This is a genomic window from Curtobacterium sp. DN_7.5 (genome assembly GCF_022655355.1).
In the GTDB taxonomy this organism is placed as follows: domain Bacteria; phylum Actinomycetota; class Actinomycetes; order Actinomycetales; family Microbacteriaceae; genus Curtobacterium; species Curtobacterium luteum.
Map to the genome: position 1 here is coordinate 2087046 of NZ_CP093378.1, position 22946 is coordinate 2109991.

The following is a 22946-nucleotide window of genomic DNA, read 5'->3' on the forward strand; positions in this document are numbered from 1 at the left end:
CATGCAGCCGAGCAGGGACCGTTGGATCGACACCACCAGGGGCACGATGATGCTCCTGGTGGTGTTCGTGCACTCACTGGGGTTCGTCGCCACTGACGGCCACGACGTCCCGCACTGGTTCACCGTGCTCGACAAGGGCACTGACTTCTTCCGGATGCCGGTGCTCGTCGCACTGGCCGGTGCACTCGTGCCGCGCGCGCTCCGGAAGCGCACCGGCGTGTTCATCACCGGGAAGCTGCGGGCCGTGGTCTGGCCGTACGCCGTCTGGGCGACCCTCACGATGACGGCGATCCTCGGGTACCGGGGTGTCGGCGCCGTCGTCGGCGCCGTCCTCCTCCCCGGTCCGTACCTCTGGTTCTCGTGGGCGCTGATCATCGGCTTCGCGTCCGTCCTGGTGCTGCGCGACCACCAGCGGTGGATCCTCCCCGCCGCTGCCGTCTTCCTCGCCGCCTCGGCCGTCGTCCCGCTCGCCGAGGCATCCTGGGCGGTCTTCAACGTGGCGTTCTTCCTCCTCGGGTGGTGGCTGATGGAGCACCGTGCGTCCGTGCCCGAGCACGTCCGACCGTGGCTCCTCGGCGTGTGCGTGACCGCCGCCGGCGTCGTGACGGTCGTCGGTGCCCTCGAGATCGCCGAGACCCGGCACGCCGTGCCGTGGTCGTGGGGCGGTGTCAGCGTCCTGGTCGTCCTGTTCCTCTACGCGCCTTCCCGGCGCATCCCCCGCGTGGCTGCTCCGCTCGAGTGGGTGGGGCGCAACTCGATGGTGTTCTACAGCAGCCACGCCCTGATCGCCTTCCTGCTCACCCGGGCCGCGGACCGGATCGGCACCCCGTCCCTGCTCACGCAGCATCCGCTGCTCACCGGGATCGGCACGTTCGCCGTCACGGTCACGCTCTGCGCGATCTGTGTCCGAGCACGCCGGTTCCGCTTCATCGAACTCGCGTACACGTGGCCCGCCCCCCGACGACGCAACGGTGGCGAGCACGGTCGTCGACGAGCAGTGGCAGCCTGACCCCTCGTCACGTAACACGGCGGCGGCGACCCGCGCCTCCCGGCAGACTGGTCGGACGATGGACTGGCAGACGACCCCCGAGGACTCCGTGCCGTCCTCCCTCGTGCCCGGCGCCGAACTCGGCACCCTCGGCAAGCCACCCGTCACCGGCGCCTGGCGTCCAGGCGACCACCCCGGGAACCGCCGCTTCGAGAACACGGGTGAGCAGTGGGTCCGCGGGGGACGACTGCCCGCGGTCCGGGTCGCCTACGAGACCTGGGGCACGCTCTCCCCCGAGCGGGACAACGCCGTGCTCGTGTTCCACGCACTGACCGGTGACTCGCACGTCGCCGGGAGCGCCGGCCCCGGACACCGCACCGCCGGCTGGTGGGGCGACGTCGTGGGTCCCGGGCGGGCGATCGACACGGACCGTTGGTTCGTCGTCGTGCCGAACATGCTCGGCAGCTGCCAGGGCACGACCGGGCCGTCCTCGGTCGCGCCGGACGGGGTCGAGTGGGGCTCGCGCTTCCCGTTCGTCACCGTGCGCGACCAGGTCGCAGTGCAGGCGCGGCTGGCCGACCGACTCGGCATCGAGCGCTTCGCGGGCGTCGTCGGCGGGTCGATGGGTGGGATGCACGCCCTCGAGTTCGCGATCACGCACCCGGACCGGGTCGCGCGGTTGGCCGTGCTGGCCTCGACGGCGCAGACCACCGCCGACCAGATCGCCGCCAACTCGCTGCAGCGCGCGGCGATCCAGATGGACCCCGGGTTCGCCGGCGGCGACTACCACGACGCCGGCCCCGGCGAGGGCCCGCACCGCGGCCTCGCGCTCGCCCGACGCATGGCGATGCTGACCTACCGCGCGTCCGACGAGCTGAACGGTCGGTTCGCGCGCTCGTGGCAGAGCGACGTGTCCCCGCTCGGCGACGACGGCCGGTTCTCGGTGGAGAGCTACCTCGACTTCCACGGCAACAAGTTCACCCGGCGGTTCGACGCGAGCTCGTACGTGACGTTGACGCACGCGATGGACTCCCACGACGTCGGGGCGGGCCGGGGCGGTGTCGACGCGGCGCTCGCGCAGGTCTCGGCAAGGACGCTCGTCGTCGGGGTGTCGAGCGACCGCCTGTTCCCGGTCGAGGACCAGCACCGCATCGCCGCGGGTGTCCCGGACACCGTCGACGGCGACCGGGCAGCGGTCATCGAGAGCGAGTTCGGGCACGACGGCTTCCTCATCGAGCACGAAGCGGTCGGGGCGCACCTCCGACGGCTGTTCGGATGAGGCGACTGCGGGCAAGCGGCCGCTGCCAGCCGTTCCCATCGCACCTGCGATCACGATTCGACCCCATCCGGCGTGGCATGGCGCGCCGAACACCCCCCAACGGGTGCCGTGCGTGGAATGATGGCGTGGTGCTCGGCCTGACCGAGTCTCGACTTCACCAGCTCGACCGCACAGGACATCGATGGATCTGATCGCACAGGAACGCGACCGACTGCTCCGGTCGACCACCCGTGTCGTCGGCATCGTGTGCGTCGTGATCAGTGTCGTCGCCGTGCTGTCCTCCCTCGCCGTCCCCCTCGGGCTGCTCGTCGGGGCCCTCGCGTGCATCGCCGCGATGATCGCCGGCTTCGTCGTCTTCGGGTCGACCGGCTCCGTCTGGTGGACCGCCGTCGTCCTCGCGGGCGGTCTCGGAGCCCTCGCGATCCTGCTCCTCGGCGTCGACGACACGGTCCGGCCGGTGATCGCGAGCGCGGTCGTCCCGCTCGCGGCCGGCGGCATCTCGGCACCCCTCATGGCGCAGCGCGGTCACCCGGTCGGCCTCGGGCTGACGATCGTCGCCGGTGCCGCCGTGGTGGTCGCGATGATCTGGGCGACCGGCTCGTTCTTCTCCGCGCCCGTGGGCGTTGCGCTGCTCGGCTGGGTGCTCATCGCGGTCGTGACCGTCTGGATCTCCCGGAGCATCCCCCGCGTGGCACGACGGATCTACAGCATCGGCACCGCCCACCGTGCCGAACGCCAGGCGAGCGAGACCGAGGCACAGCGCCGCCAGGGCGCCCGGCTCCTGCACGACACCGTGCTGGCGACGCTGACGCTCCTCGCCCACTCCGGCGTCGGCGTCTCCGAGCAGGCCATGCGTGAGCAGGCGGCCGAGGACGCCCGGCTGCTCCGCCACCTCCGCCTCGGAGCGACCCCGCAGCCGCAGCAGTCCGGCGACTACTCCCTCACCCGCGAGGAAGAGTCGCCCCTCGGACAGACCCTCGAGTCCGTGAAGCAGCGCTTCGGGCGGATGGGCCTCGAGGTGAGCTGGCACGGCACCGGCCAGGTCCTCCTGCCGTCGAACGTGCTCGACGCCTTCCTGCTCGCCCTCGGCGAGTGCCTCGAGAACGTCCGTCGCCACGCCGGCGTCGGCGAGGCCCACGTCACGATCGTGCACGACAACGAGATGGTGCGCGCGATGGTCACCGACTCCGGAGTCGGCTTCGACCTCACCAACGTCAGCGCCGAACGGCTCGGCTTCAAGGAGAGCGTCGTCAACCGTCTCCGCGAGGTCGGCGGCGACGCGAAGCTCTTCTCCGCGCCGGGGTCCGGCACGACCGTGGTCCTGGAGGCGCCCCGATGAGGCAGCAGGAGGCAGCACCGTGAGCCGCGTCCCCGAGGACACCATCAGCCGCGGACTGCCCGGCGAGACCGTGCAGCCCGCTCCGCGGACCCGCCGGGAGGCCCGTGAGCGGTACCGGGGCAGCGAGCGTCGGCAGGCGCGCGGCCTCCCGTCGACGTCCACCGGTGCCCGTTCCCTCCGGCAGGCGGCGAAGCCGGGTGCGAGCCTCGGCGCGGGCTACCTCGGCGCGGGTGCGGCGGTCCTCACCGCGATCGAGGCGGTCGCCGGCATCGTGTTCTTCCTCGTGCGCTGGCCGGAGTACACCGACCCGTGGCTCCCGGCGGCGGCGTGGGGCCTGTACGTCGTCGCGGCGCTCGGGGTCGGGCTGAGCCTCCTCACCTACGGCGAACGGCTCACCGGCGTCGCGTTCGCCCTCATCGGCGTGGTGCTCGCGTGCGTGGTCACGCTCGACTTCATCGGCATCTGGCCCGACCACGACATCGCCCACCTCGCCACCGCATCGGTCGCCGCGGGGTTCGCCCTCCTCCCGATCGCGTCCCTGCGCCCGGCGCGCGAGGTCGCGGTCGCGATCGTCGTGCTCGGCGCCGCGTTCGTCGTCATGTGCCTCGTGTCGAGCCCGGTCACGCCGGACACGCTGCCGGGCATGGTGTCGCTCGTGGCCCTCGTCGTCGTGCCGCCGTCGATCGCGCTCTTCGTGGTCCAGCGGTTCCGACAGCTCGTGCAGCGGGAGCTCGACCGCGTCCTCGTGCAGAGCAACGTCCAGGCGCCGCAGTTCGCCGTGGGCATGCTCGCGTCGGACGAGCTCGCCCGGCTCGACCTCGCGGCCGAGAAGCTCCTCGACGCCGTCGCGAACGGATCCGACCCGCTGCCGCTGTCCGACGCCTCCGCCTCGGTCGCGGCCTCGCTCGCGACCGAACTGCGCCTGCACCTCATCGAAGGCCGCCGCGAGACCTGGCTCTACCACGCGATCACCGAGTCCGACCACCTCGGGCGGGCCGTGAGCGTCGCCGACCCGGCCTCGCTCGCCGGGCACCTCTCCCCGGCGCAGCGCGACGGCCTCCTGCAGGCCCTGTGGCAGATGGCCGGCGACGGGCGCACCGCACAGCCCGGCCAGCCCGTCGTCTCCGTCACGCTCGGCCCGGTCGGCTCGGACGGGCACCCCGTCACGGACGAGACGATGGACGTCCCGATCGTCATCGAGTCCAGCAGCGTCAGCCGACGCCGACTCGGCCCGGCCACCTGGAGCGCGCTGCAGCGCATCGGCCCGTTCACGGAGGCCGTGCAAGACGGCTCGCTCCGCATCGTGTCGCACTGCGTCGTCAACCGCCACCCGACGATGTAGCCGGTGCGGACCCGGCTGGGACCCGAAACCAGCGGACACCCTGACCAGCCTGCCCGTACCGTGCGTTCGGTCCCCCTAGGATCGGCACAGCCCCCGAGAAAGGACGCCAGATGGCGACTCCAGAGGAACCGATCCGACTCGCGCTCGTCGACGACCACAAGATGCTCCTCGGCGCACTGACCGAGTGGATCCGCAGCGCCGCGGACGACATCACGCTCGTCGCCGCGGTCACGACCTGGCCGGAACTGCTCACCAGTCCCGCGTTCCCGGTCGACGTGGTGCTGCTCGACCTCGACCTCAAGGACTCGATCCCGGTCTCGCTGAAGATCTCGACGCTCAAGACCGCCGGGGTGAAGACCGTCGTGATGAGCACGTACTCCGAGCCCAACGTCGTCCGCGAGGCTCTGGCGGCCGGCGCGCTCGGCTACCTCGTGAAGAGCGAGGACGCCGAGATGATCGTCGAGGCGATCCGGTCGGCCCAGCGCGGCGAGCAGTACGTCTCCGCCGAGCTCGACCTGGCCATCAACTCCGGCGACGTCGGCGGCGTGCCGAAGCTCAGCGCCCAGGAGCGCCGCGTCATGGCCCTCTACGGCGGCGGCGAGCCGGTGAAGAGCGTCGCGTACCAGCTCGGCATCTCCGAGGAGACCGCGAAGAGCTACCTCAAGCGCATCCGTGAGAAGTACCGTGTCGCCGGCTTCGACGTCGGCACCAAGGTGGCGCTGCGGAAGCGGGCGATCACCGACGGCATCATCGTGCAGGACGGCAGCCCGCTCGGGCTGTAGTCGCCCGGGTCGCAGCCCGCTCAGGAGGCAGTCCGCTCGGTGCGACGCGTCCGCACCGTCGCACAACCGAAGTCGCCCAGCACCGCGCAACCGCGTGGTTCGGGGTGACTTCGGTTGTGCGAGCGCGAAGCGCGCCGACAGCGGACGGCGACGACCGCGCCGACAGCGGACGGCGACGACCGCGGCGCACCGACGGCCGACGGCGGCGCCGCGGCATCCGTCGCGCCGTCGGCGTCAGACGGTGGGCACCGGCGCGGTGATCGGCCCCGTGGACGGGTGCGACGAGCGGAGCGCGGCACGAGCGCCCGACCGACGCTCCACCCCGTAGCTGATCGCCGTGACACCGACGCCGAGCAGCGCGAGCACGATACCGAGCCACGCCGGGGCGAGGAAGCCGAACCCGGCAGCGATCACCGCGCCACCGAGCGCCGCGCCGAGCGAGTTGCCGATGTTGAACGCCGAGTGGTTGAGCGCCGCGGCGATCGTGCGCGCGTCACCGGCGACGTCCATGAGCCGCGACTGCACGGCCGGCGGGATCGCGGACGACGTGGCACCCAGCAGGAACGCGCCGGCGACCATGCCGACCGTCCACTGCGCGGTCAGCACGGTGAGGAGCAGTGCACCCACGAGCGCCAGCAGGCCGACGTAGATCGTCCGCTTCACGCTGTGGTCGGCCAGGTGTCCGCCGACGACACCACCGACCACCATGCCCAGCCCCACGACGACGAGCACGAGCGGGACCGCGGACTCGCTGAGCCCGGTCACGTGCTGGACCAGCGGCGAGATGTACGAGTACACCGCGAAGAAGCCGCCGAAGCCGATCGCCCCGAGGCCCATCACGATCCAGAGCTGCGGCTTCCGGAACGCGCGGAGCTCCCGACCGATGGTGGCGTGCTCGTCCCGGGGCGACCGGGGCACGAAGGCCGCCACGGCGAGGAACGTCGCCCCGAACAGTGCCGCGACGACGCCGTACGCGGCGCGCCAGCCCGCGACCTGGCCGACCCAGGTGATCGCCGGGACACCGACGACGTTCGCGACGGACAGGCCGAGCATCACCATCGCGATGCCCTTGCCGCGCTTGCCGGGGCCCATCATGTCCCCGGCCACGATCGACGCGATGCCGAAGTAGGCCCCGTGCGGGAGTCCGGCGACGAACCGCGCGACGAGCACGAGACCGAACGTCGGCAGGACCGCGCTCGCGACGGTGGCCAGGACGAACCCGACGAGCAGCACGAGGACGAGTCCCTTGCGCGGGAACTTGGCGGACATCGCCGCGATCGTGGGCGCGCCGACGACGACCCCGAGTGCGTAGGCGCTGACGATCCAGCCCGCGTGGGCGACACCGGCGTCCGGGTCCGCCGCGTACTGGCCCGGCAGGAGCGCCTCCGCGATGTTCGGCAGGAGCCCCATCGCGACGAACTCGGTCGAACCGATCGCGAACCCACCGAGGGCGAGGGCGACGAGCGCGGCAGTGCGGCGCGCAGGCGTGAGGTTGGTCATGGTGCCTGTTCTCGGACGGGAGGTGGGTCGAGCGGGGCGTCACGCGCTCGAGGTGTCGCGCGTTCCCCGCCGACCGGCTCGCCGTCGACGGTGGGCACCAGCACTCGGAGGGCGTCCCGGTTCGGCGTCGAACGGGTGACGGGACGGCCGGGCCGACCCGCTCCCAGCAGTGTAGAACGCTCCAACGGCCGGACGGAAGACGACAGGCCGAATCGATTCGACCGACACCGCGGTGCCCTCGGGCGACCTCGACGGGCCAGCCGGTGGGTCAGGCCGCGCAGCGCTCCGTGGTGCTCGGGGCGGCAGCCGCGGACTCGGGCAGCTCGTCCCGGTGGACCCAGCCCGCACCGCACTCGGAGCAGGTCGCCCAGGCGTGCTCGCCGGCGTCGTCCACGTCGATGACGACCGAACGCAGGTCGCAGTCGGGGCACCAGCCGTCGTGCATCATGAGCAGCTCCTCGTCGTCGTGCGGACGCCTGTCGCGTCCGTCACCGACAGGAGACACCTGACCACCGACATCCGCGGGAGGCGTGCGGCGTGTCGTCGGCGCGCAGAGCGGTCGATCAGCACACCCACCCGCGACCAGCGCGAGCACGCGCACGCTCAGCGGTCCAGCGCCGCCTCGAGCCGCTCCACCTTGCCGTCGATCTCCCCCGTGTGCCCGGGCCGGATGTCGGCCTTGAGCACGAGCGACACCCGCGTGCCGAACGGTGCGACGGCCTCGGTCGCACGCTTCACGACGTCCATCACCTCGTCCCACTCCCCCTCGAGCTCCGTGAACATCGACGAGGTGCGGTTCGGCAGGCCGCTCTCGCGGACGACCCGCACGGCGGCGGCGACGGCGTCGTGCACGGACCCGTCCTCGGTTGCGGCGGGACCACCGGACGGTGCGACGGAGAACGCGACGATCATGCGTCCATCCTGCCCGGCTCGAGCCGGGAACGCGACGACGGAGCAGCGGACGCCAGCGACCCCCGCGCCCGCCCCCGCGCCCCGAGCAGCACGAGCTCGACCACGCCCCACACCAGCACGACGACCTCGAGCACGTTCCGGAGCGTCAGCACCACGAGGATCCACGGCTGCACCGTCAGGACCTGGTCGTAGTAGCCCGGGTAGACGAGCTGCGTCAGGAAGGCCATCGGGAGCGCCAGCAGGGCCAGCGGCAGGAACCGCCTTGCGCTCGGCCGGCCCGCGACGAGCCCCCACACGACCGGCACGGCGAACCAGCCGATGTACTGCGGAGACCCGACCTTGTTCGTCGCGACGAGCGCGGCGACGAGCACGAGTGCGAGCAGCGGCGCGGCCTGGGTCCGGGAGGCACCCCGCCGGACCGCCCGGAGCGCCAGCACGACCCCGGCGAGCACCACCAGGGCCATGAGGGGCGTCGACACCGCCGCCGCCGCGTGGGTGCCGGCGCCGGACACCTCGAAGGTCAGGATCTCGCGGTCGTAGTAGACGGCGGCCCCCGGCACGTGGGCGGCGGCAGCCCACAGGAACGGGGTCGCGAGGGGCGACTCGATCTGGAGCGCCCGACCGCCCTGCTCCCCGATGAACGAGAACAGGTAGGGTGCACCGCCGTAGAGCACGTCCACGAGCACGATGAGCGCCGTGGTCACGAGCGCACCGACGACCACGCCCCGCCGACGTCCGCGCCGCAGGAGCGCCAGGACGCCCACGAGCGCGGCCGGCCACACCTTGGTCCACGCGGCGGCGGTGAACAGCACGGACGCGACCGCCGGACGGGTGGCGACGAACGCGACCCCGGCGAGCGCGAGCGCGGTCGCGATGCTGTCGATCCGGCCGAGCGCGATCGGGCCGAGGGCCAGCAGGAAGACGAGCCACCACCAGACGACACGGACCCGTGCCGCACCGACCCAGGTGCGGTGCCGCCAGAGCAGCAGGCACGCCGCGGCGTCGAGGAGCACCACGAGGACGAGCCAGCCGGTCCCGATCGCGGCGACGCCGCCGAGCGCGGCGGCAGCCATCGGCACGATCGCGAGGATCGGGTACACCCAGGCCTCGTCGACGCCGACCCAGAAGTGCGACTGCTGCCCCGTCTCGATCCACCGTCGGTAGGTGATGGTCACGTCGCCGAGCGGGAGGTTGGCGGACACCGTGGTCAGCCACCACAGCGCGGCGTGCACGGCGACGAAGGCCGCTCCGAACAGGACGGGCTCGACCCAGGCTCTCCGCTGCACCGGACGAGCGTACCGACCCGCACCCATGGTGCACCGGGGAGCGCGTCGCCGGGCGCGACCCGACAGCCGGCCTGGAGGCACGGGGCGGGCCCGCCACGAGCCTCCCGGCCGTCACGTGGTGACGTCACGACCGACGCGGGACGGCCCTGATGGTCACCTCGCGACCGACGCGCGACGACCGCACCGCTGTCGTGCGACGACGACACCGTCGCCCCGCGGCGGTCGCGGCTCGTGCCGGGCGACGGTCAGGCCGCGTCGCCGGGCGCGACCCGACGGCCGGCCTGGAGGCACGGGGCGGGCCCGCCACGAGCCTCCCGGCCGTCACGTGGTGACGTCACGACCGACGCGGGACGGCCCTGATGGTCACCTCGCGACCGACGCGCGACGACCGGTCCGCTGTCGTGCGACGACGACACCGTCGCCACGCGGCGGCCGAGGTCCTGCCGGGCGGTGGTCAGGCCGCGTCGCCGTCGACCGCGAGGTCGCGGACGACGCCGGGCAGCTGCTCCACGAGCGCCGTGATCGGGAAGGGCCCGCCACGGGAGGCACGACGCGCCGCGAGCCCGTGCACGACCGCGGCCGTGGCGGCGAGGTGTGCGAGGTCCGACGGCGTCAGCGCGCTGCCCGCCGCCTCGACGGCGCCCTGGCGGCCCGCGACGAGCGCACCGAGCACGCCGCCGAGCGCGTCGCCGGCGCCGGCGGTCGCGAGCCAGGGGGTCGCCGAGGACGCGACGAGCGCGACGCCGCCGTCCGGGGTGACCACGTGGGTGCGCTCCCCCTTGAGGAGCACGACACTGCCGGTCTGCCGTGCGGCACGGAGCGCGGCGGCGGCCGGGTCGGCCTCGACCTCGTCGCGGGACTCGCCGAGGAGGGAGGCGGCTTCGCCCGCGTGCGGGGTGAGCACCGCGAGCGGGCCCAGGTCGACGAGCGGGATCGCACCGGCGTCGACGACGACCGGGACGCCGTCGTCGGAGGCGTGTCGGAAGGCGTCGGCGGTCGCGTCGTCGAGGTCGTCGAGGGACGGGGCGGAGATGCCCGACCCGACGAGCCACGCCTGGACGCGTCCGACGCCGGACACGGACTCCGGTCGACGGGTCAGCACGTGGTCGGTGGCGCGCGTCGGACCGACGTAGCGGACCATGCCGACCCCGGTGTGCACGGCCGCGTCGACGCCGAGGACGGCCGCGCCCGGGTACCGGTCGGAGCCCGTCGCGACGCCGAGCACGCCGCGGCGGTACTTCGTCGACTCGCCGTGCGGCACGGTCAGCCAGCGGGCGGCGTCGGACGGTCGGAAGGGCACGGGGTCGCTCATCGTGCCCACAGTACGGTGGGGCGCATGAGCCTGTTCCTCCCCGGTCGCGTGGTGGTCTTCGACTACGGGGAGGTGATCAGCCGGACGCCGCACGCGTCCCGGGACGCCCTCGTCGCTGCGACCGGTGTGCCGGGCGAGGAGCTGTTCCCGGTGTACCAGGACCTCCGGCACGACCTCGACCGTGGCGACCTCTCCGTGCTGGCCTACTGGCGGGCGATCGGCGACCGGGTCGGGCGACGCTGGAGCGTCACGGACGTGCACCGCTTCTGGGCGATCGACTTCACCGGCTGGTTCGAGGTCGAGCCGGAGACCCTCGCGCTCGTGGAGGAGCTGCACGACGCCGGCACCCGGCTCGCACTCCTGTCGAACGCCGGCTTCGACTTCGGCGACCCGTACCGCCGGTCGCCCATGGGATCGCTCTTCGAGACGGTCGTCGTGAGCGCCGAGGAGCACGTGCTGAAGCCCCACGCATCCATCTACCGCGACGCGTGCGCACGCCTGGGAATCACGCCCGCGCAGATGGTGTTCGTCGACAACAGGGCCGAGAACGCCGCCGGTGCGGAAGCGATCGGGGCGGTCGGCCACCACTACACGTCCCCCGCCGGGCTGCGGACCTTCCTGCAGGACCTGGCGACGACGACCCCCGAAGGAGCACCCGCGTGACGCACGCCCTGTTCGAGCCCATCACCATCCGCGACCTCACCGTCCGCAACCGCATCTGGGTGTCGCCGATGTGCCAGTACTCGGTCGAGGCGCAGGACGGCGTGCCCACCCCCTGGCACCTCGTGCACCTCGGGTCGTTCGCGAAGGGCGGCGCGGGTGCGGTCGTGGTCGAGGCGACCGGGGTCGTGCCGGAGGGCCGGATCAGCCCGCAGGACCTCGGGCTCTGGAACGACGAGCAGCGTGACGCGTTCCGTCCGATCGTCGACTTCATCCACTCCCAGGGAGCCGCCGCCGGCGTGCAGCTCGCCCACGCCGGCCGGAAGGCGTCGACGTTCCGCCCGTGGGAGTCCACGCGCGGCTCGGTGCCGGTCGAGGACGGCGGCTGGCAGACCGTCGCGCCCTCGCCCGAGGCGTTCGACGGCTACGCGGTCCCGCGGGAGCTCGCCGCGGAGGACGTCCGGGTGCTCGCCCTGTCCTTCGCCGCATCGGCACGCCGCGCGATCGAGGCCGGCTTCGACCTCGTCGAGGTGCACGCGGCGCACGGCTACCTCCTGCACCAGTTCCTGTCCCCGCTGTCGAACCACCGCGAGGACCAGTACGGCGGCTCGCTCGAGAACCGTGCCCGCGCCCTGCTCGAGGTGCTCGACGCGATCCGCGCCGAGGTCGGCGACGGCTTCCCCGTGGTGGTCCGGTTCTCCGCGACCGACTGGGTCGACGGCGGCCTGACGCTCGAGGAGACCACGCAGGTCGCGCGGTGGGCGGCCGAGCACGGTGCCGACCTCGCGGACGTGTCGACCGGCGGCAACGTCGCGAGCGCCCCGATCCCGGTCGGCCCCGGCTACCAGGTGCCGTTCGCCGCGGCCGTCAAGCGTGACGCGGGCATCGGCACGATCGCCGTCGGGATGATCTCCGAGGGGTTCCAGGCCGAGCAGATCGTCGCGACCGGGCAGGCCGACGTCGTGATGGTCGGGCGGGAGTTCCTCCGCGACCCGTCGTTCCCGCTGCGCGTGGCGGTCGAGCTCGGCGTGCACGTCGACTACGAGCCGCAGCAGTACCACCGAGCACGGGTGACCGCCTAGGACGACGAGGGGCAGCTCGGGATGTTGTACATTACATACTTCACCTCGAGCAAGGAGCCCAGTTGTCCCACCCCCTCATCCGTGTGCAGCACGGTCGTCTCGCTGTCGTGGTGGCGTGCATCGTCGGCGGAGCGCTGTCGGCGACCTCGGTGACGGGTGCCGTCGCGGCCCAGCCGACCACGACCGCGACCGCGCGGAGCGGCGCAGCCCAGGCGGCGCCGCTCCCCCGTGCCGCCCCGCCGTTGCACGCGGTCGCGAGGTTCCTGCCCGACCGGTCGCGCGAGCTCGTGGTCGAGGGCAGCACCACGCCGGGCGACCGGGTCACCGTGACGTCCTCGGACACGGACCTCACCGGGGTCGCAGCGACCGCCGACCCGTCCGGTGCGTTCCGGATCCCTGTGCCTGCCGAGCACCTCTCCGGGGAGCACGCGTTCCAGGTGTCCGACGTGGCCGGACCGTCCACGACGGTCGACGCCGACTTCGGCGACGCCGTCACGATCACCAGCCCGGCCGACGGCGCGGGCGGTGTGGACGTGCCGTTCACCGCGACGGGTACCGGAGAGCCGGGTTCCGACGTCTCGCTCACCTTCGACGACCACGTCGCGAGCGGTGCGGTCGCCGCGGACGGACACTGGTCGATCCCCGTCGGCCCGGACCCCGTGTTCGCCGTGACGCACCCGACGGCCGACGACACCACGGTCGAGTACGGCGGCGACCTCCCGGCGATCGGCGGGACCGGGCTGCCGGGGTCGACTGCTCGCGTCGTGCTGCGTGACACCGCCTCCGGTCGAGCGGTCACGAAGACCGCGACGGTCGGGACGGACGCGCTCTGGAACCTCCCGCTCGACGACGACGACGTCGTGTTCCCGAACCGGTACGAGGTCGCTGCCACGGCGTGCGCCCCGACCTGCGGGACACCGACACCGCGCTTCACGCTGGCGGCCGCTGACGACGCCTTCACCATCGAGTCGCCCGCTGCCGGCGCGGTGGTCACGACCGACCGCTTCGTGACCTTCACCGGACGGGGCATCCCCGGAGCCCTCGTCGACCTGTCGGTGGGCGGCACGCCCGCCGACGGCCAGGCCCGCGTGCTGTCGGACGGCACCTGGTCCTTCACGACGGCGTTCGACGCCAGCACCGCGGGAGCGGTCTCGGTGCGTGCGGGCGGCGAGTACGGCAGCGCCACGTCGACGGTCGAGGTCCGCGTCGGCGACCCCGCCGCACAGCAGTTCGCGATCACGTCCCCGGTGGCCGGCTCGTCCGGTCCGGCGATGCCCGGCAACTACGTGATGGTCGAGGGAACCGGCCCGGCGGGCGAGCGCATCGTCCTCGGACCCGACTCGAGCACGACCCAGCGGACCGTCATCGGGGCCGACGGCACATGGCGCTTCCTGACCCGGCTGACCGGCACCGGCCCGCAGACCGTGACGGTCCGCCGCGCCGACGGGACGGACGCGCGCCGGTCCTGGACCACGACCGCGCGTCCGACGGCGACGGACACGTTCTCCGTCACGGCCCCCGTCGAGCGCCTCGGCGTCCTCGCCGGCTACGACCCCGTGGTGTACGCCGGGACGGGTCGGGCCGGGGGAACGGTCCGGCTGGAGGGCCGCTCGGAGACCGCCGTCGTCGGGCCGGACAACACCTGGACGCTCGAGGTGCCGTACGACACCTCGACCGTGTGGGGCGTCACGACCTCGACGCTGGTCGGGCCCGACGGCGAACGGGTGACGCGGACGTTCTCGAACGACGTCGTCACGCAAGACCTCTTCCGCGGTCCGGACACGCCGGTCAACTTCTCGACCGTCGACCGTGACGCGGACGGCACCGTCCGCGCCGTGGGACCGGCGTACGACTTCCCCGTCGTGCACGACGAGTCCGGGGCGACCATCGGACGGTTCGATCTCATCCCGGGCACCTTCGACGCGTTCTTCGACTTCCGGGTCGGAGCGGGCACGCACCGTTTCCTCCTCGACGCCCAGGGGCACAACGACTACCGGCTCGAGTTCACGGCGCGCTGAGCCGATCCCGGACCGGTGCCACGGGTCGTGCGGTCCCCGCGGGCCGCACGACCCGCACCTGTACGTCCTCACGGCTCCGCAACCCCCGACGCAGTACGATGGTCAGCACTGTGGACGATCCTCCGAACGCATCTTCGCCCTCCCACTCATCCGCCGCTCACACAGTGAGCAGCCCCTCCCCGCACGTTCCGGGAGGTGAAGAATGAGTCCGATCGACGTCGTCATGCTGATCGGCGGGATCCTGCTGACCCTCGGCACGGGGGTGTTCGTCGCGTCCGAGTTCGCGCTCGTGAACCTCGACCGCGCCGACGTCGAGGCTCGGCGCGACCGCGGCGAGACCGGCCTCGCACCGGTCATCGGTGCGCTCAAGGTCACCTCGACGCACCTGTCCAGCGCGCAGCTCGGCATCACCCTGACGACGCTGCTCACGGGCTACCTGCTCGAGCCCTCGATCGCCACGCTGCTCGAAGCGCCCTTCCTCGCGCTCGCGTTGCCGGAGACCGTCGTCGAGACGGTCGGGTCGATCGTCGCGCTCGTCATCGCCACCCTGCTGTCGATGATCCTCGGCGAGCTCGTGCCGAAGAACTTCGCCCTCGCGCTGCCGCTGCAGACCGCGAAGCTCGTCGTCCCGCTGCAGATCGCGTTCACGACCGTGTTCAAGCCCGCCGTGGCCGTGCTCAACGGCACCGCGAACGCCGTCCTGCGGGCGATGGGCATCGAGCCGCAGGAGGAGCTCTCGGGTGCGCGCAGCGCCGAGGAGCTCACCTCGCTCCTCCGCCGCTCGGCGTCCGAGGGCTCGCTCGAACAGGACACCGCGACGCTCCTCCAACGGACGATCTCGTTCTCGGAGCTCGACGCCGGCGAGGTCATGACCCCGCGGCCCCGGCTCTCGACCATCCGGGTGTCGGACTCGGCCGCGGACGTCATCGCCCTCACCCGGCGGACCGGGTTCAGCCGCTTCCCCGTCATCGAGGAGGACGCGGACGACGTCGTCGGCATCGTGCACGTCAAGCAGGCCGTCGCCGTGCCCCGCGAGAAGCGTCCCGAGGTCCCGGTCGGCGCACTCATGACGGACGCCGAGCGCGTGCCCGAGACCATGCCCGGTGACGCCCTGCTCGCCGAGGTCCGCAGCCGCGGCTACCAGATGGTGATCGTCGTCGACGAGTACGGCGGCACCGCCGGGGTCGTCACGCTCGAGGACCTCGTCGAAGAGCTCGTCGGCGAGGTGTCCGACGAACACGACCGGCTCCGCATCGACGTCGTCCGGTCCCGCGGCTGGCTGACCTTCCCCGGACTCCTCCGCCCCGACGAGCTCGAGGACCGCGCGGGGGTGACGGTGCCGGAGGACGGCGCGTACGAGACCGTCGGCGGGTTCATCATGTCGACGCTCGGGCGTCTGCCGGTCGTCGGTGACGAGGTGGCGATCGACGGGGGTGTGTTCCGCGTCGAGCGCCTCGACGGCCGCCGCGTCGACCGCATCCGCTGGACACCGACCGCGCCGGAGCCCGCCGTGGCGGCCGCCGAGTCGGCACCCACCGCGTCGACGTCGACCGCGTCGCGCACGGCCGGCCGGCGGAAGACCTCGCAGTCGCCCGCGACCGGCATCATCATCCCTGCGACCCGGTCGACCCCGACCGTGGACGACACCTCCGCGAAGGGCGGCACCCGATGACCCCCGTCACCGTGCTCGCCGCCGGCGGGTCCGCCTCGACGACCTCCGACTGGTGGGGCATCTTCTGGCTCGTCGTCCTCCTGCTCGGCAACGCCTACTTCGTCGCGGCCGAGTTCGCCGTGATCTCCGCCCGACGCTCGCAGATCGAGCCGCGTGCCGAGGCCGGGTCGAAGGCGGCGCAGATGACGCTCTGGGCGATGGAGCACGCCACGCGCATGCTCGCCACCACCCAGCTCGGCATCACGGTCTGCTCGCTGCTCATCCTCAACGTGTCCGAGCCGGCGATCCACCACCTGCTCGAGGGCCCGCTGCACCTGACCGGCTGGAGCGTCGAGGTCATCGGCGTCGTGGCGTTCGTGTTCACGCTGCTGCTCGTGTCGTTCCTGCACGTCGTGTTCGGCGAGATGGTCCCGAAGAACATCTCGTTCTCGATGCCCGACCGCGCCGCGCTCATGCTCGTCCCGACGCTCTGGTACATCGGCCACGGCCTGCACTGGGTCGTCGTCGGCCTGAACGAGGCCGCGAACGGCGTCCTGCGTCTGTTCAGGGTCGAGCCGAAGGACGAGGCGGTCAGCGCCTTCACCGTGGAGGAGGTGCAGACCATCGTCGAGCAGTCCCGCCGTGAGGGCACGCTGGTCGACGACGGCGGCACCCTCCGGATGGCGTTCGAGTTCACCGAGAAGCAGGTCCGCGACGTCGCCGTGCCGATGGCGGAGCTCGTCACCCTGCCGGAGGACGCCACCCCCGGCGACGTCGAGCGGGCGGTCGCGCAGCGCGGCTTCTCGCGGTACGTGCTCGTCGGCGAGGACGGCTCCCCCACCGGTTACGTGCACGTCAAGGACGTCATCGACCTCCGCCCCGACGAGTACGACGACCCGGTGCCGCCGAAGCGCATCCGGCAGCTCATCTCGCTGTACACCGAGACCGACCTCGAGGACGCCCTCGCGACCATGCGCGGCGCCGGCCGCCACGTGGCCCGCGCGTTCGACGCGGAGGGTCGCACGCTCGGCGTCCTGTTCCTCGAGGACATCCTCGAGGAACTCGTCGGCGAGGTGGAGGACGCGACGCGACGCCGCTGACGGACGGGAGGCGCGGTGCCAGCTGGCACCGCGCCTCCCGTCCGTCCCGGGGTCGCGACTCGAGACTCGACGTGAGCGACAGGACTCGCGCTGACGAGCGCGAGAACTGTCGCTGGGACCGAGACTCGGTCCTGCGGACCCGAGTCTCGGGAGCGGCCGGCGCTACCAGCTGACGGGCAGCGGCTTGCCTTCCTCGTAGCCGGCGGCCGACTGGATGCCGACGAGGGCGCGCTCGTGGAACTCGGCGAGCGACGACGCCCCCGCGTAGGTCGCGGAGCTGCGGATGCCCGTGGTGATCATGTCGAGGAGGTCCTCGACGCTCGGCCGCTCCGGGTCGAGGTAGATCGTCGACGACGAGATGCCCTCGGCGAAGAGCGCCTTCCGTGCGCGCTCGTACGGGTCGAGGCGCTCGAACCGCTCGCGCACGGCCTTGGCGCTCGCCATGCCCCAGCTCTCCTTGTAGGCCTTGCCCGCCGCGTCGCGGCGCAGGACGCCGGGTGCCTCGAGGGTGCCCGCGAACCACGAGCCGATCATCACGGCCGAGGCCCCGGCGGCCAGCGCGAGCGCGACGTCGCGCGGGTAGCGGACCCCACCGTCGGCCCAGACGTGGGCGCCGAGCGACTTCGCCGCGGCAGCGGTCTCGAGGACCGCGGAGAACTGCGGCCGGCCCACCGCGGTCATCATGCGGGTCGTGCACATAGCGCCCGGGCCGACGCCGACCTTGATGATCGACGCGCCCGCGCCCACGAGGTGCGCGACGGCGTCGGCGGTGACGACGTTGCCCGCGACGAGCGGGATGCCGAGGTCGAGCGACGCCACCGTGTCGAGCGCGCGGAGCATGCCCTCCTGGTGACCGTGCGCGGTGTCGAGGACGAGCACGTCGACGCCCGCGGCGGCGAGGGCCTTCGCCTTCGCGGCGACGTCGCCGTTGATGCCGAGCGCTGCGGCCACCCGCAGGCGACCGTCGGCGTCGACGGCCGGCGTGTAGATGTCGGAGCGGATCGCGCTCGTGGGGCTCGTCGTGCCGACGACGCGGCCGTGGCTGGTGACGGGTGCGAAGTCGACCTCCGCCGCGGTCAGGACGTCGTAGACGTGCCGGGAGGTGCCGGCGTCCTCGGCGTCGATGCCGGTGGACGCGCCGTGCAGGAGGTCGCCCAGGGTCGCGTCGGGGCCGGCGGTGCCCAGTCGGGTCGCCGGCACGCAACCGAGGTACTCGCCACGACCGTCCCGCACGACCACACCACGCCCGGCGACCGGGAGCAGCTGCTCGAGGGCCTCGGCGACCGTGGTGTCGGCCCCGAGGTCGTAGGCGGTGTCGAAGGCCACGGGCTGGTCCTTCACCCAGCGGATCGCGGCGTCGAGGTCCTGCAGGTGCATGTCCTGGGGCAGGACGCCGAGGCCACCGCGCCGGGCGAGCGTCGCGGCGAGGCGCGGCCCCGTGACGGAGTTCATGTTCGCGCTGATGATCGGGATCGTCGCGCCGGAGCCGTCGTTCGCGGCGAGGTCCACGTCGAAGCGACTCGTCACCCCGGACCGGCTGGGGACGAGGAAGACGTCGGAGTAGGTCAGGTCGTGCGTCGGCCGCGTCTCGTAGAACCTCATGGGGCCACTGTACGGCGGCACAGGGCACGCGGACCGGTGTCCGGCCCCGTCGGGAGCGCGGTCCTGCCCCGTCGGGACCGGCTGTCGGGCCACGCCCGCGCGACACGCGCGAGCCCCGGACGGGAGGCGCGAATCACGTCCGGCGGTCACCGAACGGTCATCCGGGAGCGGCTAGGCTCTCTGGCAGTACGGCAGCAGGGTTGCTGCGTACGACACACACGAGCATCTATCGACGGAGAGTGGGCGATCGGCTGTGTCGAGCCATCTGACCGGAACTGACGAGACCGCGGGCGACTTCGGGGCGAACGAGTGGCTCGTCGACGAGCTCTACGAGCAGTTCGTCGCGGACAAGAGCTCGGTCGACGAGTCCTGGTGGCCGGTCCTCGAGAAGTTCCACCGCTCGCAGACCGGGCAGGGGTCTGCTCCGTCCGCCCCCGCAGCGTCCACGCCGGCTCCGTCCACGTCCGCCCAGGGCACGCCTGCCTCGGCCGCACCCGCGCCGTCGGGCACCGCGCCCGCAACGCAGTCGAGCACGCAGCAGCCCGCCACCGGCGACGCCCCCGCCGAGGCCAAGTCCGGCCCGATCCAGGCGCGCACCACCTCGCGCCAGCCCGCCCCGCAGCCGATCCCCGCGGAGGCGAACGACGCCGCCGACGAGCACGAGGAGACCCACGAGGACGTGGCGACCCCGCTCCGGGGCATGGCGAAGACCCTCGCGTCGAACATGGACGCGTCGCTGACGGTCCCGACCGCGACGAGCGTCCGGACCATCCCGGCGAAGCTCATGATCGACAACCGCATCGTGATCAACAACCACCTGCGGCGTGCCCGCGGCGGCAAGATCTCGTTCACCCACCTGATCGGCTGGGCGATGGTCCAGGCGATCAAGGAGTTCCCGAGCCAGAACGTCTTCTACGAGGAGCGCGACGGCAAGCCGTTCCTGGTCGAACCGGCGCACGTGAACCTCGGGATCGCGATCGACGTCCCGAAGAAGGACGGCAGCCGGTCACTCCTCGTCCCGAGCATCAAGCGCGCCGAGACCCTGACGTTCGGGCAGTTCCTCTCCGCCTACGAGGACCTCGTCAAGCGTGCCCGCGACAACAAGCTCACGCCGGCCGACTTCCAGGGGACGACGATCTCGCTGACGAACCCCGGCGGCATCGGCACCGTGCACTCGGTCCCGCGCCTCACCAAGGGGCAGGGCTGCATCATCGGCGCCGGAGCGCTCGAGTACCCGGCGCAGTTCCAGGGCTCCGCGGAGAAGACCCTCGTCGAGCTCGGCATCGGCAAGACCATCACGCTGACGAGCACCTACGACCACCGGGTGATCCAGGGCGCCGGCTCGGGCGAGTACCTCAAGAAGGTGCACGAGCGACTCATCGGCGGGCACGGCTTCTACGAGGGCATCTTCGCGGCGCTCCGCATCCCGTACAAGCCGATCCAGTGGGCGACCGACATCAACGTCGACCTCGCGCACCGCGTCAACAAGACCTCGCGCGTGCAGGAGCTCATCAACAGCTTCCGGGTCCGCGGCCACCTCATGGCGGACATCGACCCGCTCGAGTACCGCCAGCGCACCCACCCCGACCTCGAGATCGAGAACCACGGGCTGACCTTCTGGGACCTCGACCGCGAGTTCGTCACCGGCGGACTGGCCGGCACCACGAACGCACCGCTGCGCGACGTGCTCGGCATCCTCCGGGACGCGTACTGCCGCACCACCGGCGTCGAGTACATGCACATCCAGGATCCGGAACAGCGCCGGTGGATGCAGTCCCACATCGAGGTCCCGTACGCGAAGCCGTCGAAGGAGGAGCAGCTCCGCGTCCTCGGCAAGCTCAACGAGGCCGAGGCGTTCGAGACCTTCCTGCAGACGAAGTACGTCGGGCAGAAGCGGTTCTCGCTCGAGGGCGGTGAGTCGACGATCGCGTTCCTCGACACCCTCATCCAGCATGCCGCCGGCGCCGGGCTCCAGGAGGTCGCGATCGGCATGGCCCACCGCGGTCGCCTCAACGTCCTGACGAACATCGCCGGCAAGACGTACGGGCAGATCTTCCGTGAGTTCGAGGGCTCGTCGCTGCCGGGCTCGGTCTCCGGCCAGGGCTCGGGTGACGTGAAGTACCACGTCGGCACCGAGGGCGTGTTCCGCGCGAGCGACGGCACCGCGATCCCCGTGACGATCGCTGCGAACCCGTCGCACCTCGAGGCCGTCGACGGCGTGCTCGAGGGCATCGTCCGCGCGAAGCAGGACAAGCAGGGCCCGGGCTCGACGAACGTCCTGCCGGTGCTCGTGCACGGCGACGCGGCGATGGCCGGCCAGGGCGTCGTGGTCGAGACGCTGCAGATGTCGCAGCTCCGCGGCTACCGCACCGGCGGCACGGTCCACCTGGTCATCAACAACCAGGTCGGCTTCACGACCCCGCCGGAGTCGGCGCGCAGCTCGGTGTACTCCACCGACGTCGCGAAGACGATCCAGGCGCCGATCTTCCACGTGAACGGCGACGACCCCGAGGCGGTCTCCCGCGTCGCGGAGCTCGCCTTCGCCTACCGCGAGGAGTTCCACCGCGACGTCGTCATCGACCTCATCTGCTACCGCCGCCGGGGGCACAACGAGGGCGACGACCCCTCGATGACCCAGCCGCTCATGTACAACCTCATCGAGGCGAAGCGCTCCGTCCGCACGCTCTACACCGAGGCGCTCGTCGGCCGCGGCGACATCACGCAGGAGGAGTACGACGAAGCGCACCGCGACTTCCAGGACCGCCTGGAGCGTGCCTTCGCCGAGACGCACGAGGCGCAGACCGGCACGATCCCGGTCATCACGGGCGACGACGACGGCGCGGTGAACGGTCTCGAGCGTCCGGCCGCGCAGCGCGACGACTCCGAGGTCGACGTCCACGAGACCGCCGTGTCCGAGGAACTCGTCCGGATGATCGGCGACGCGCACAGCAACCCGCCGGCAGGGTTCGCCATTCATCCGAAGCTCCAGCAGCTCCTGTCCAAGCGCACCGACATGACGCGGAACGGCGGCATCGACTGGGCGATGGCGGAGCTCATGGCGATCGGGTCGGTGCTCGTCGAGGGCAAGCCCGTCCGGCTCGCCGGGCAGGACGCCCGCCGCGGGACCTTCGTGCAGCGGCAGGCGGTGTTCCACGACCGCGTCAACGGCCAGGAGTGGCTGCCGCTCGCGAACCTCACCGAGGTTCAGGCGCGCTTCACGATCTACGACTCGCTGCTGAGCGAGTACGCGGCCATGGCGTTCGAGTACGGCTACTCGGTCGAGCGTCCCGAGGCCCTCGTGCTCTGGGAGGCGCAGTTCGGCGACTTCGCGAACGGCGCCCAGACCGTGATCGACGAGTTCATCTCGTCCGCCGAGCAGAAGTGGGGACAGCGCTCCGGACTGGTGCTCCTGCTCCCCCACGGCTACGAGGGCCAGGGACCGGACCACTCGTCGGCACGCATCGAGCGCTACCTGCAGCTCTTCGCCGAGGACAACATGGTGATCGCGCGCCCGTCGACGCCGGCGTCGTGGTTCCACCTGCTCCGTCGGCAGGCGTGGGAGCGTCCGCAGAAGCCCCTCGTGGTGTTCACCCCGAAGGCGATGCTCCGACTGCGCCAGGCGACGAGCCCGGTCGAGGCCTTCACGAGCGGCACGTTCCAGGAGGTCCTCGACGACGACCGGCAGCTCGACACCGGTGCCGTGCGCCGGGTGGTGCTGCACTCGGGCAAGGTCCACCACGACCTCCGCGCCGAGGTCGAGAAGTCGGCCCGCACGGACGTCGCGCTCGTCCGGCTCGAGCAGCTCGCGCCGCTGCCGCTCGAGCGGATCCTCGAGGTGCTCGGCCGCTACCCGGACGCCGAGGTCGTCTGGGCGCAGGAGGAACCCGAGAACCAGGGCGCCTGGCCGTTCGTGTGCATGAACCTGTCGCCGCACCTGCAGGGCCGGCCGCTGTCAGTGGCGTCGCGTCCGGCGAGTGCCGCACCCGCCACGGGTTCGTCGAAGCGCTCGGCGCAGGAGGCCACCGAGGTCATCCGCCGGGCCCTCGGCTAGCCGCACGCGACGCACAGCCGCACGCGACGCAGCTCGCGCACC

At 72.3% G+C, this 22946-nt stretch carries 17 protein-coding genes; 11 read left to right on the forward strand and 6 right to left on the reverse strand.

The window, feature by feature from the left end:
* Nucleotide 1: 1 nt before the first annotated feature.
* The 5 genes from MON03_RS09665 to MON03_RS09685 all read left to right on the forward strand — a co-directional run bounded on the left by MON03_RS09665 (nt 2) and on the right by MON03_RS09685 (nt 5730).
* Nucleotides 2-1009, forward strand: a complete 1008-nt coding sequence (locus MON03_RS09665; RefSeq protein ID WP_242088193.1) for an acyltransferase family protein — start codon at nt 2-4, stop codon at nt 1007-1009.
* Nucleotides 1010-1067: 58 nt separating this feature from the next.
* On the forward strand, nt 1068-2267 hold the full coding sequence (metX, locus tag MON03_RS09670) for a homoserine O-acetyltransferase MetX (protein ID WP_242088194.1): 1200 nt from the start codon (nt 1068-1070) through the stop codon (nt 2265-2267).
* Nucleotides 2268-2448: 181 nt separating this feature from the next.
* Nucleotides 2449-3606, forward strand: coding sequence for a sensor histidine kinase (locus MON03_RS09675; RefSeq protein ID WP_242088195.1), 1158 nt, complete (start codon nt 2449-2451; stop codon nt 3604-3606).
* A 19-nt stretch (nt 3607-3625) separates the two neighbouring features.
* Nucleotides 3626-4948, forward strand: coding sequence for an MHYT domain-containing protein (locus tag MON03_RS09680; protein ID WP_242088196.1), 1323 nt, complete (start codon nt 3626-3628; stop codon nt 4946-4948).
* Between the two features lie 110 nt (nt 4949-5058).
* Nucleotides 5059-5730, forward strand: a complete 672-nt coding sequence (locus MON03_RS09685) for a response regulator (RefSeq protein ID WP_175329076.1) — start codon at nt 5059-5061, stop codon at nt 5728-5730.
* Nucleotides 5731-5964: 234 nt separating this feature from the next.
* Here the strand turns inward: MON03_RS09685 and MON03_RS09690 are convergent, their stop codons facing one another.
* From MON03_RS09690 to MON03_RS09710, 5 genes are all read right to left on the reverse strand, one after another.
* Nucleotides 5965-7230, reverse strand: a complete 1266-nt coding sequence (locus MON03_RS09690; protein WP_242088197.1) for an MFS transporter — start codon at nt 7228-7230, stop codon at nt 5965-5967.
* A 268-nt stretch (nt 7231-7498) separates the two neighbouring features.
* Nucleotides 7499-7678 (reverse strand): scaffold protein involved in DNA repair, encoded by a 180-nt coding sequence (locus tag MON03_RS09695; RefSeq protein WP_242088198.1) that lies wholly within the window; start codon nt 7676-7678, stop codon nt 7499-7501.
* Between the two features lie 155 nt (nt 7679-7833).
* Nucleotides 7834-8142 (reverse strand): thiamine-binding protein, encoded by a 309-nt coding sequence (locus tag MON03_RS09700; RefSeq protein WP_022902613.1) that lies wholly within the window; start codon nt 8140-8142, stop codon nt 7834-7836.
* The gene (locus MON03_RS09705) at nt 8139-9428 is read right to left on the reverse strand and encodes a glycosyltransferase 87 family protein (protein ID WP_242088199.1); all 1290 of its coding nucleotides are present in this window, start codon (nt 9426-9428) and stop codon (nt 8139-8141) included. Before MON03_RS09705 ends, MON03_RS09700 begins: the two co-directional genes overlap by 4 nt.
* 454 nt (nt 9429-9882) lie before the next feature.
* Complete coding sequence (locus MON03_RS09710) at nt 9883-10740, reverse strand: ADP-dependent NAD(P)H-hydrate dehydratase (protein ID WP_242088201.1); 858 nt, start codon at nt 10738-10740, stop codon at nt 9883-9885.
* A 24-nt stretch (nt 10741-10764) separates the two neighbouring features.
* Here MON03_RS09710 and MON03_RS09715 point away from each other — a divergent pair, with 24 nt between their 5' ends.
* The 5 genes from MON03_RS09715 to MON03_RS09735 all read left to right on the forward strand — a co-directional run bounded on the left by MON03_RS09715 (nt 10765) and on the right by MON03_RS09735 (nt 17251).
* The gene (locus MON03_RS09715) at nt 10765-11403 is read left to right on the forward strand and encodes an HAD family hydrolase (protein WP_242088203.1); all 639 of its coding nucleotides are present in this window, start codon (nt 10765-10767) and stop codon (nt 11401-11403) included.
* Nucleotides 11400-12482 (forward strand): NADH:flavin oxidoreductase/NADH oxidase, encoded by a 1083-nt coding sequence (locus MON03_RS09720; RefSeq protein WP_022902607.1) that lies wholly within the window; start codon nt 11400-11402, stop codon nt 12480-12482. The genes MON03_RS09715 and MON03_RS09720 overlap by 4 nt, the downstream gene beginning before the upstream one ends.
* Nucleotides 12483-12544: 62 nt before the next feature.
* Complete coding sequence (locus tag MON03_RS09725; protein WP_242088204.1) at nt 12545-14500, forward strand: hypothetical protein; 1956 nt, start codon at nt 12545-12547, stop codon at nt 14498-14500.
* 202 nt (nt 14501-14702) lie between these two features.
* Nucleotides 14703-16172 carry a hemolysin family protein gene (locus MON03_RS09730; protein WP_022902605.1) on the forward strand — a complete coding sequence of 490 codons (1470 nt, stop codon included), beginning with the start codon at nt 14703-14705 and terminating at the stop codon, nt 16170-16172.
* Nucleotides 16169-17251, forward strand: a complete 1083-nt coding sequence (locus tag MON03_RS09735; protein ID WP_242088205.1) for a hemolysin family protein — start codon at nt 16169-16171, stop codon at nt 17249-17251. The genes MON03_RS09730 and MON03_RS09735 overlap by 4 nt, the downstream gene beginning before the upstream one ends.
* A 162-nt stretch (nt 17252-17413) precedes the next feature.
* Here MON03_RS09735 and guaB1 read toward each other — a convergent pair whose 3' ends face one another.
* Nucleotides 17414-18853, reverse strand: a complete 1440-nt coding sequence (guaB1, locus tag MON03_RS09740) for a GMP reductase (protein ID WP_022902603.1) — start codon at nt 18851-18853, stop codon at nt 17414-17416.
* Nucleotides 18854-19106: 253 nt separating this feature from the next.
* On the opposite strand from guaB1, the gene MON03_RS09745 reads away from it, so the two are divergent.
* The gene (locus tag MON03_RS09745; RefSeq protein WP_242088206.1) at nt 19107-22904 is read left to right on the forward strand and encodes a multifunctional oxoglutarate decarboxylase/oxoglutarate dehydrogenase thiamine pyrophosphate-binding subunit/dihydrolipoyllysine-residue succinyltransferase subunit; all 3798 of its coding nucleotides are present in this window, start codon (nt 19107-19109) and stop codon (nt 22902-22904) included.
* The last annotated feature ends 42 nt before the right edge of the window (nt 22905-22946 follow it).

Excerpts from the sequence above, each read along its gene's own strand:
- MON03_RS09665 (WP_242088193.1), top strand. The coding sequence starts at position 2 with ATGCAGCCGAGCAGGGACCGTTGGATCGACACCACCAGGGGCACGATG.
- metX (WP_242088194.1), top strand. The coding sequence starts at position 1,068 with ATGGACTGGCAGACGACCCCCGAGGACTCCGTGCCGTCCTCCCTCGTG.
- MON03_RS09675 (WP_242088195.1), top strand. The coding sequence starts at position 2,449 with ATGGATCTGATCGCACAGGAACGCGACCGACTGCTCCGGTCGACCACC.
- MON03_RS09685 (WP_175329076.1), top strand. The coding sequence starts at position 5,059 with ATGGCGACTCCAGAGGAACCGATCCGACTCGCGCTCGTCGACGACCAC.
- MON03_RS09690 (WP_242088197.1), bottom strand. The coding sequence starts at position 7,230 with ATGACCAACCTCACGCCTGCGCGCCGCACTGCCGCGCTCGTCGCCCTC.
- MON03_RS09695 (WP_242088198.1), bottom strand. The coding sequence starts at position 7,678 with ATGATGCACGACGGCTGGTGCCCCGACTGCGACCTGCGTTCGGTCGTC.
- MON03_RS09700 (WP_022902613.1), bottom strand. The coding sequence starts at position 8,142 with ATGATCGTCGCGTTCTCCGTCGCACCGTCCGGTGGTCCCGCCGCAACC.
- MON03_RS09710 (WP_242088201.1), bottom strand. The coding sequence starts at position 10,740 with ATGAGCGACCCCGTGCCCTTCCGACCGTCCGACGCCGCCCGCTGGCTG.
- MON03_RS09715 (WP_242088203.1), top strand. The coding sequence starts at position 10,765 with ATGAGCCTGTTCCTCCCCGGTCGCGTGGTGGTCTTCGACTACGGGGAG.
- MON03_RS09730 (WP_022902605.1), top strand. The coding sequence starts at position 14,703 with ATGAGTCCGATCGACGTCGTCATGCTGATCGGCGGGATCCTGCTGACC.
- MON03_RS09735 (WP_242088205.1), top strand. The coding sequence starts at position 16,169 with ATGACCCCCGTCACCGTGCTCGCCGCCGGCGGGTCCGCCTCGACGACC.
- guaB1 (WP_022902603.1), bottom strand. The coding sequence starts at position 18,853 with ATGAGGTTCTACGAGACGCGGCCGACGCACGACCTGACCTACTCCGAC.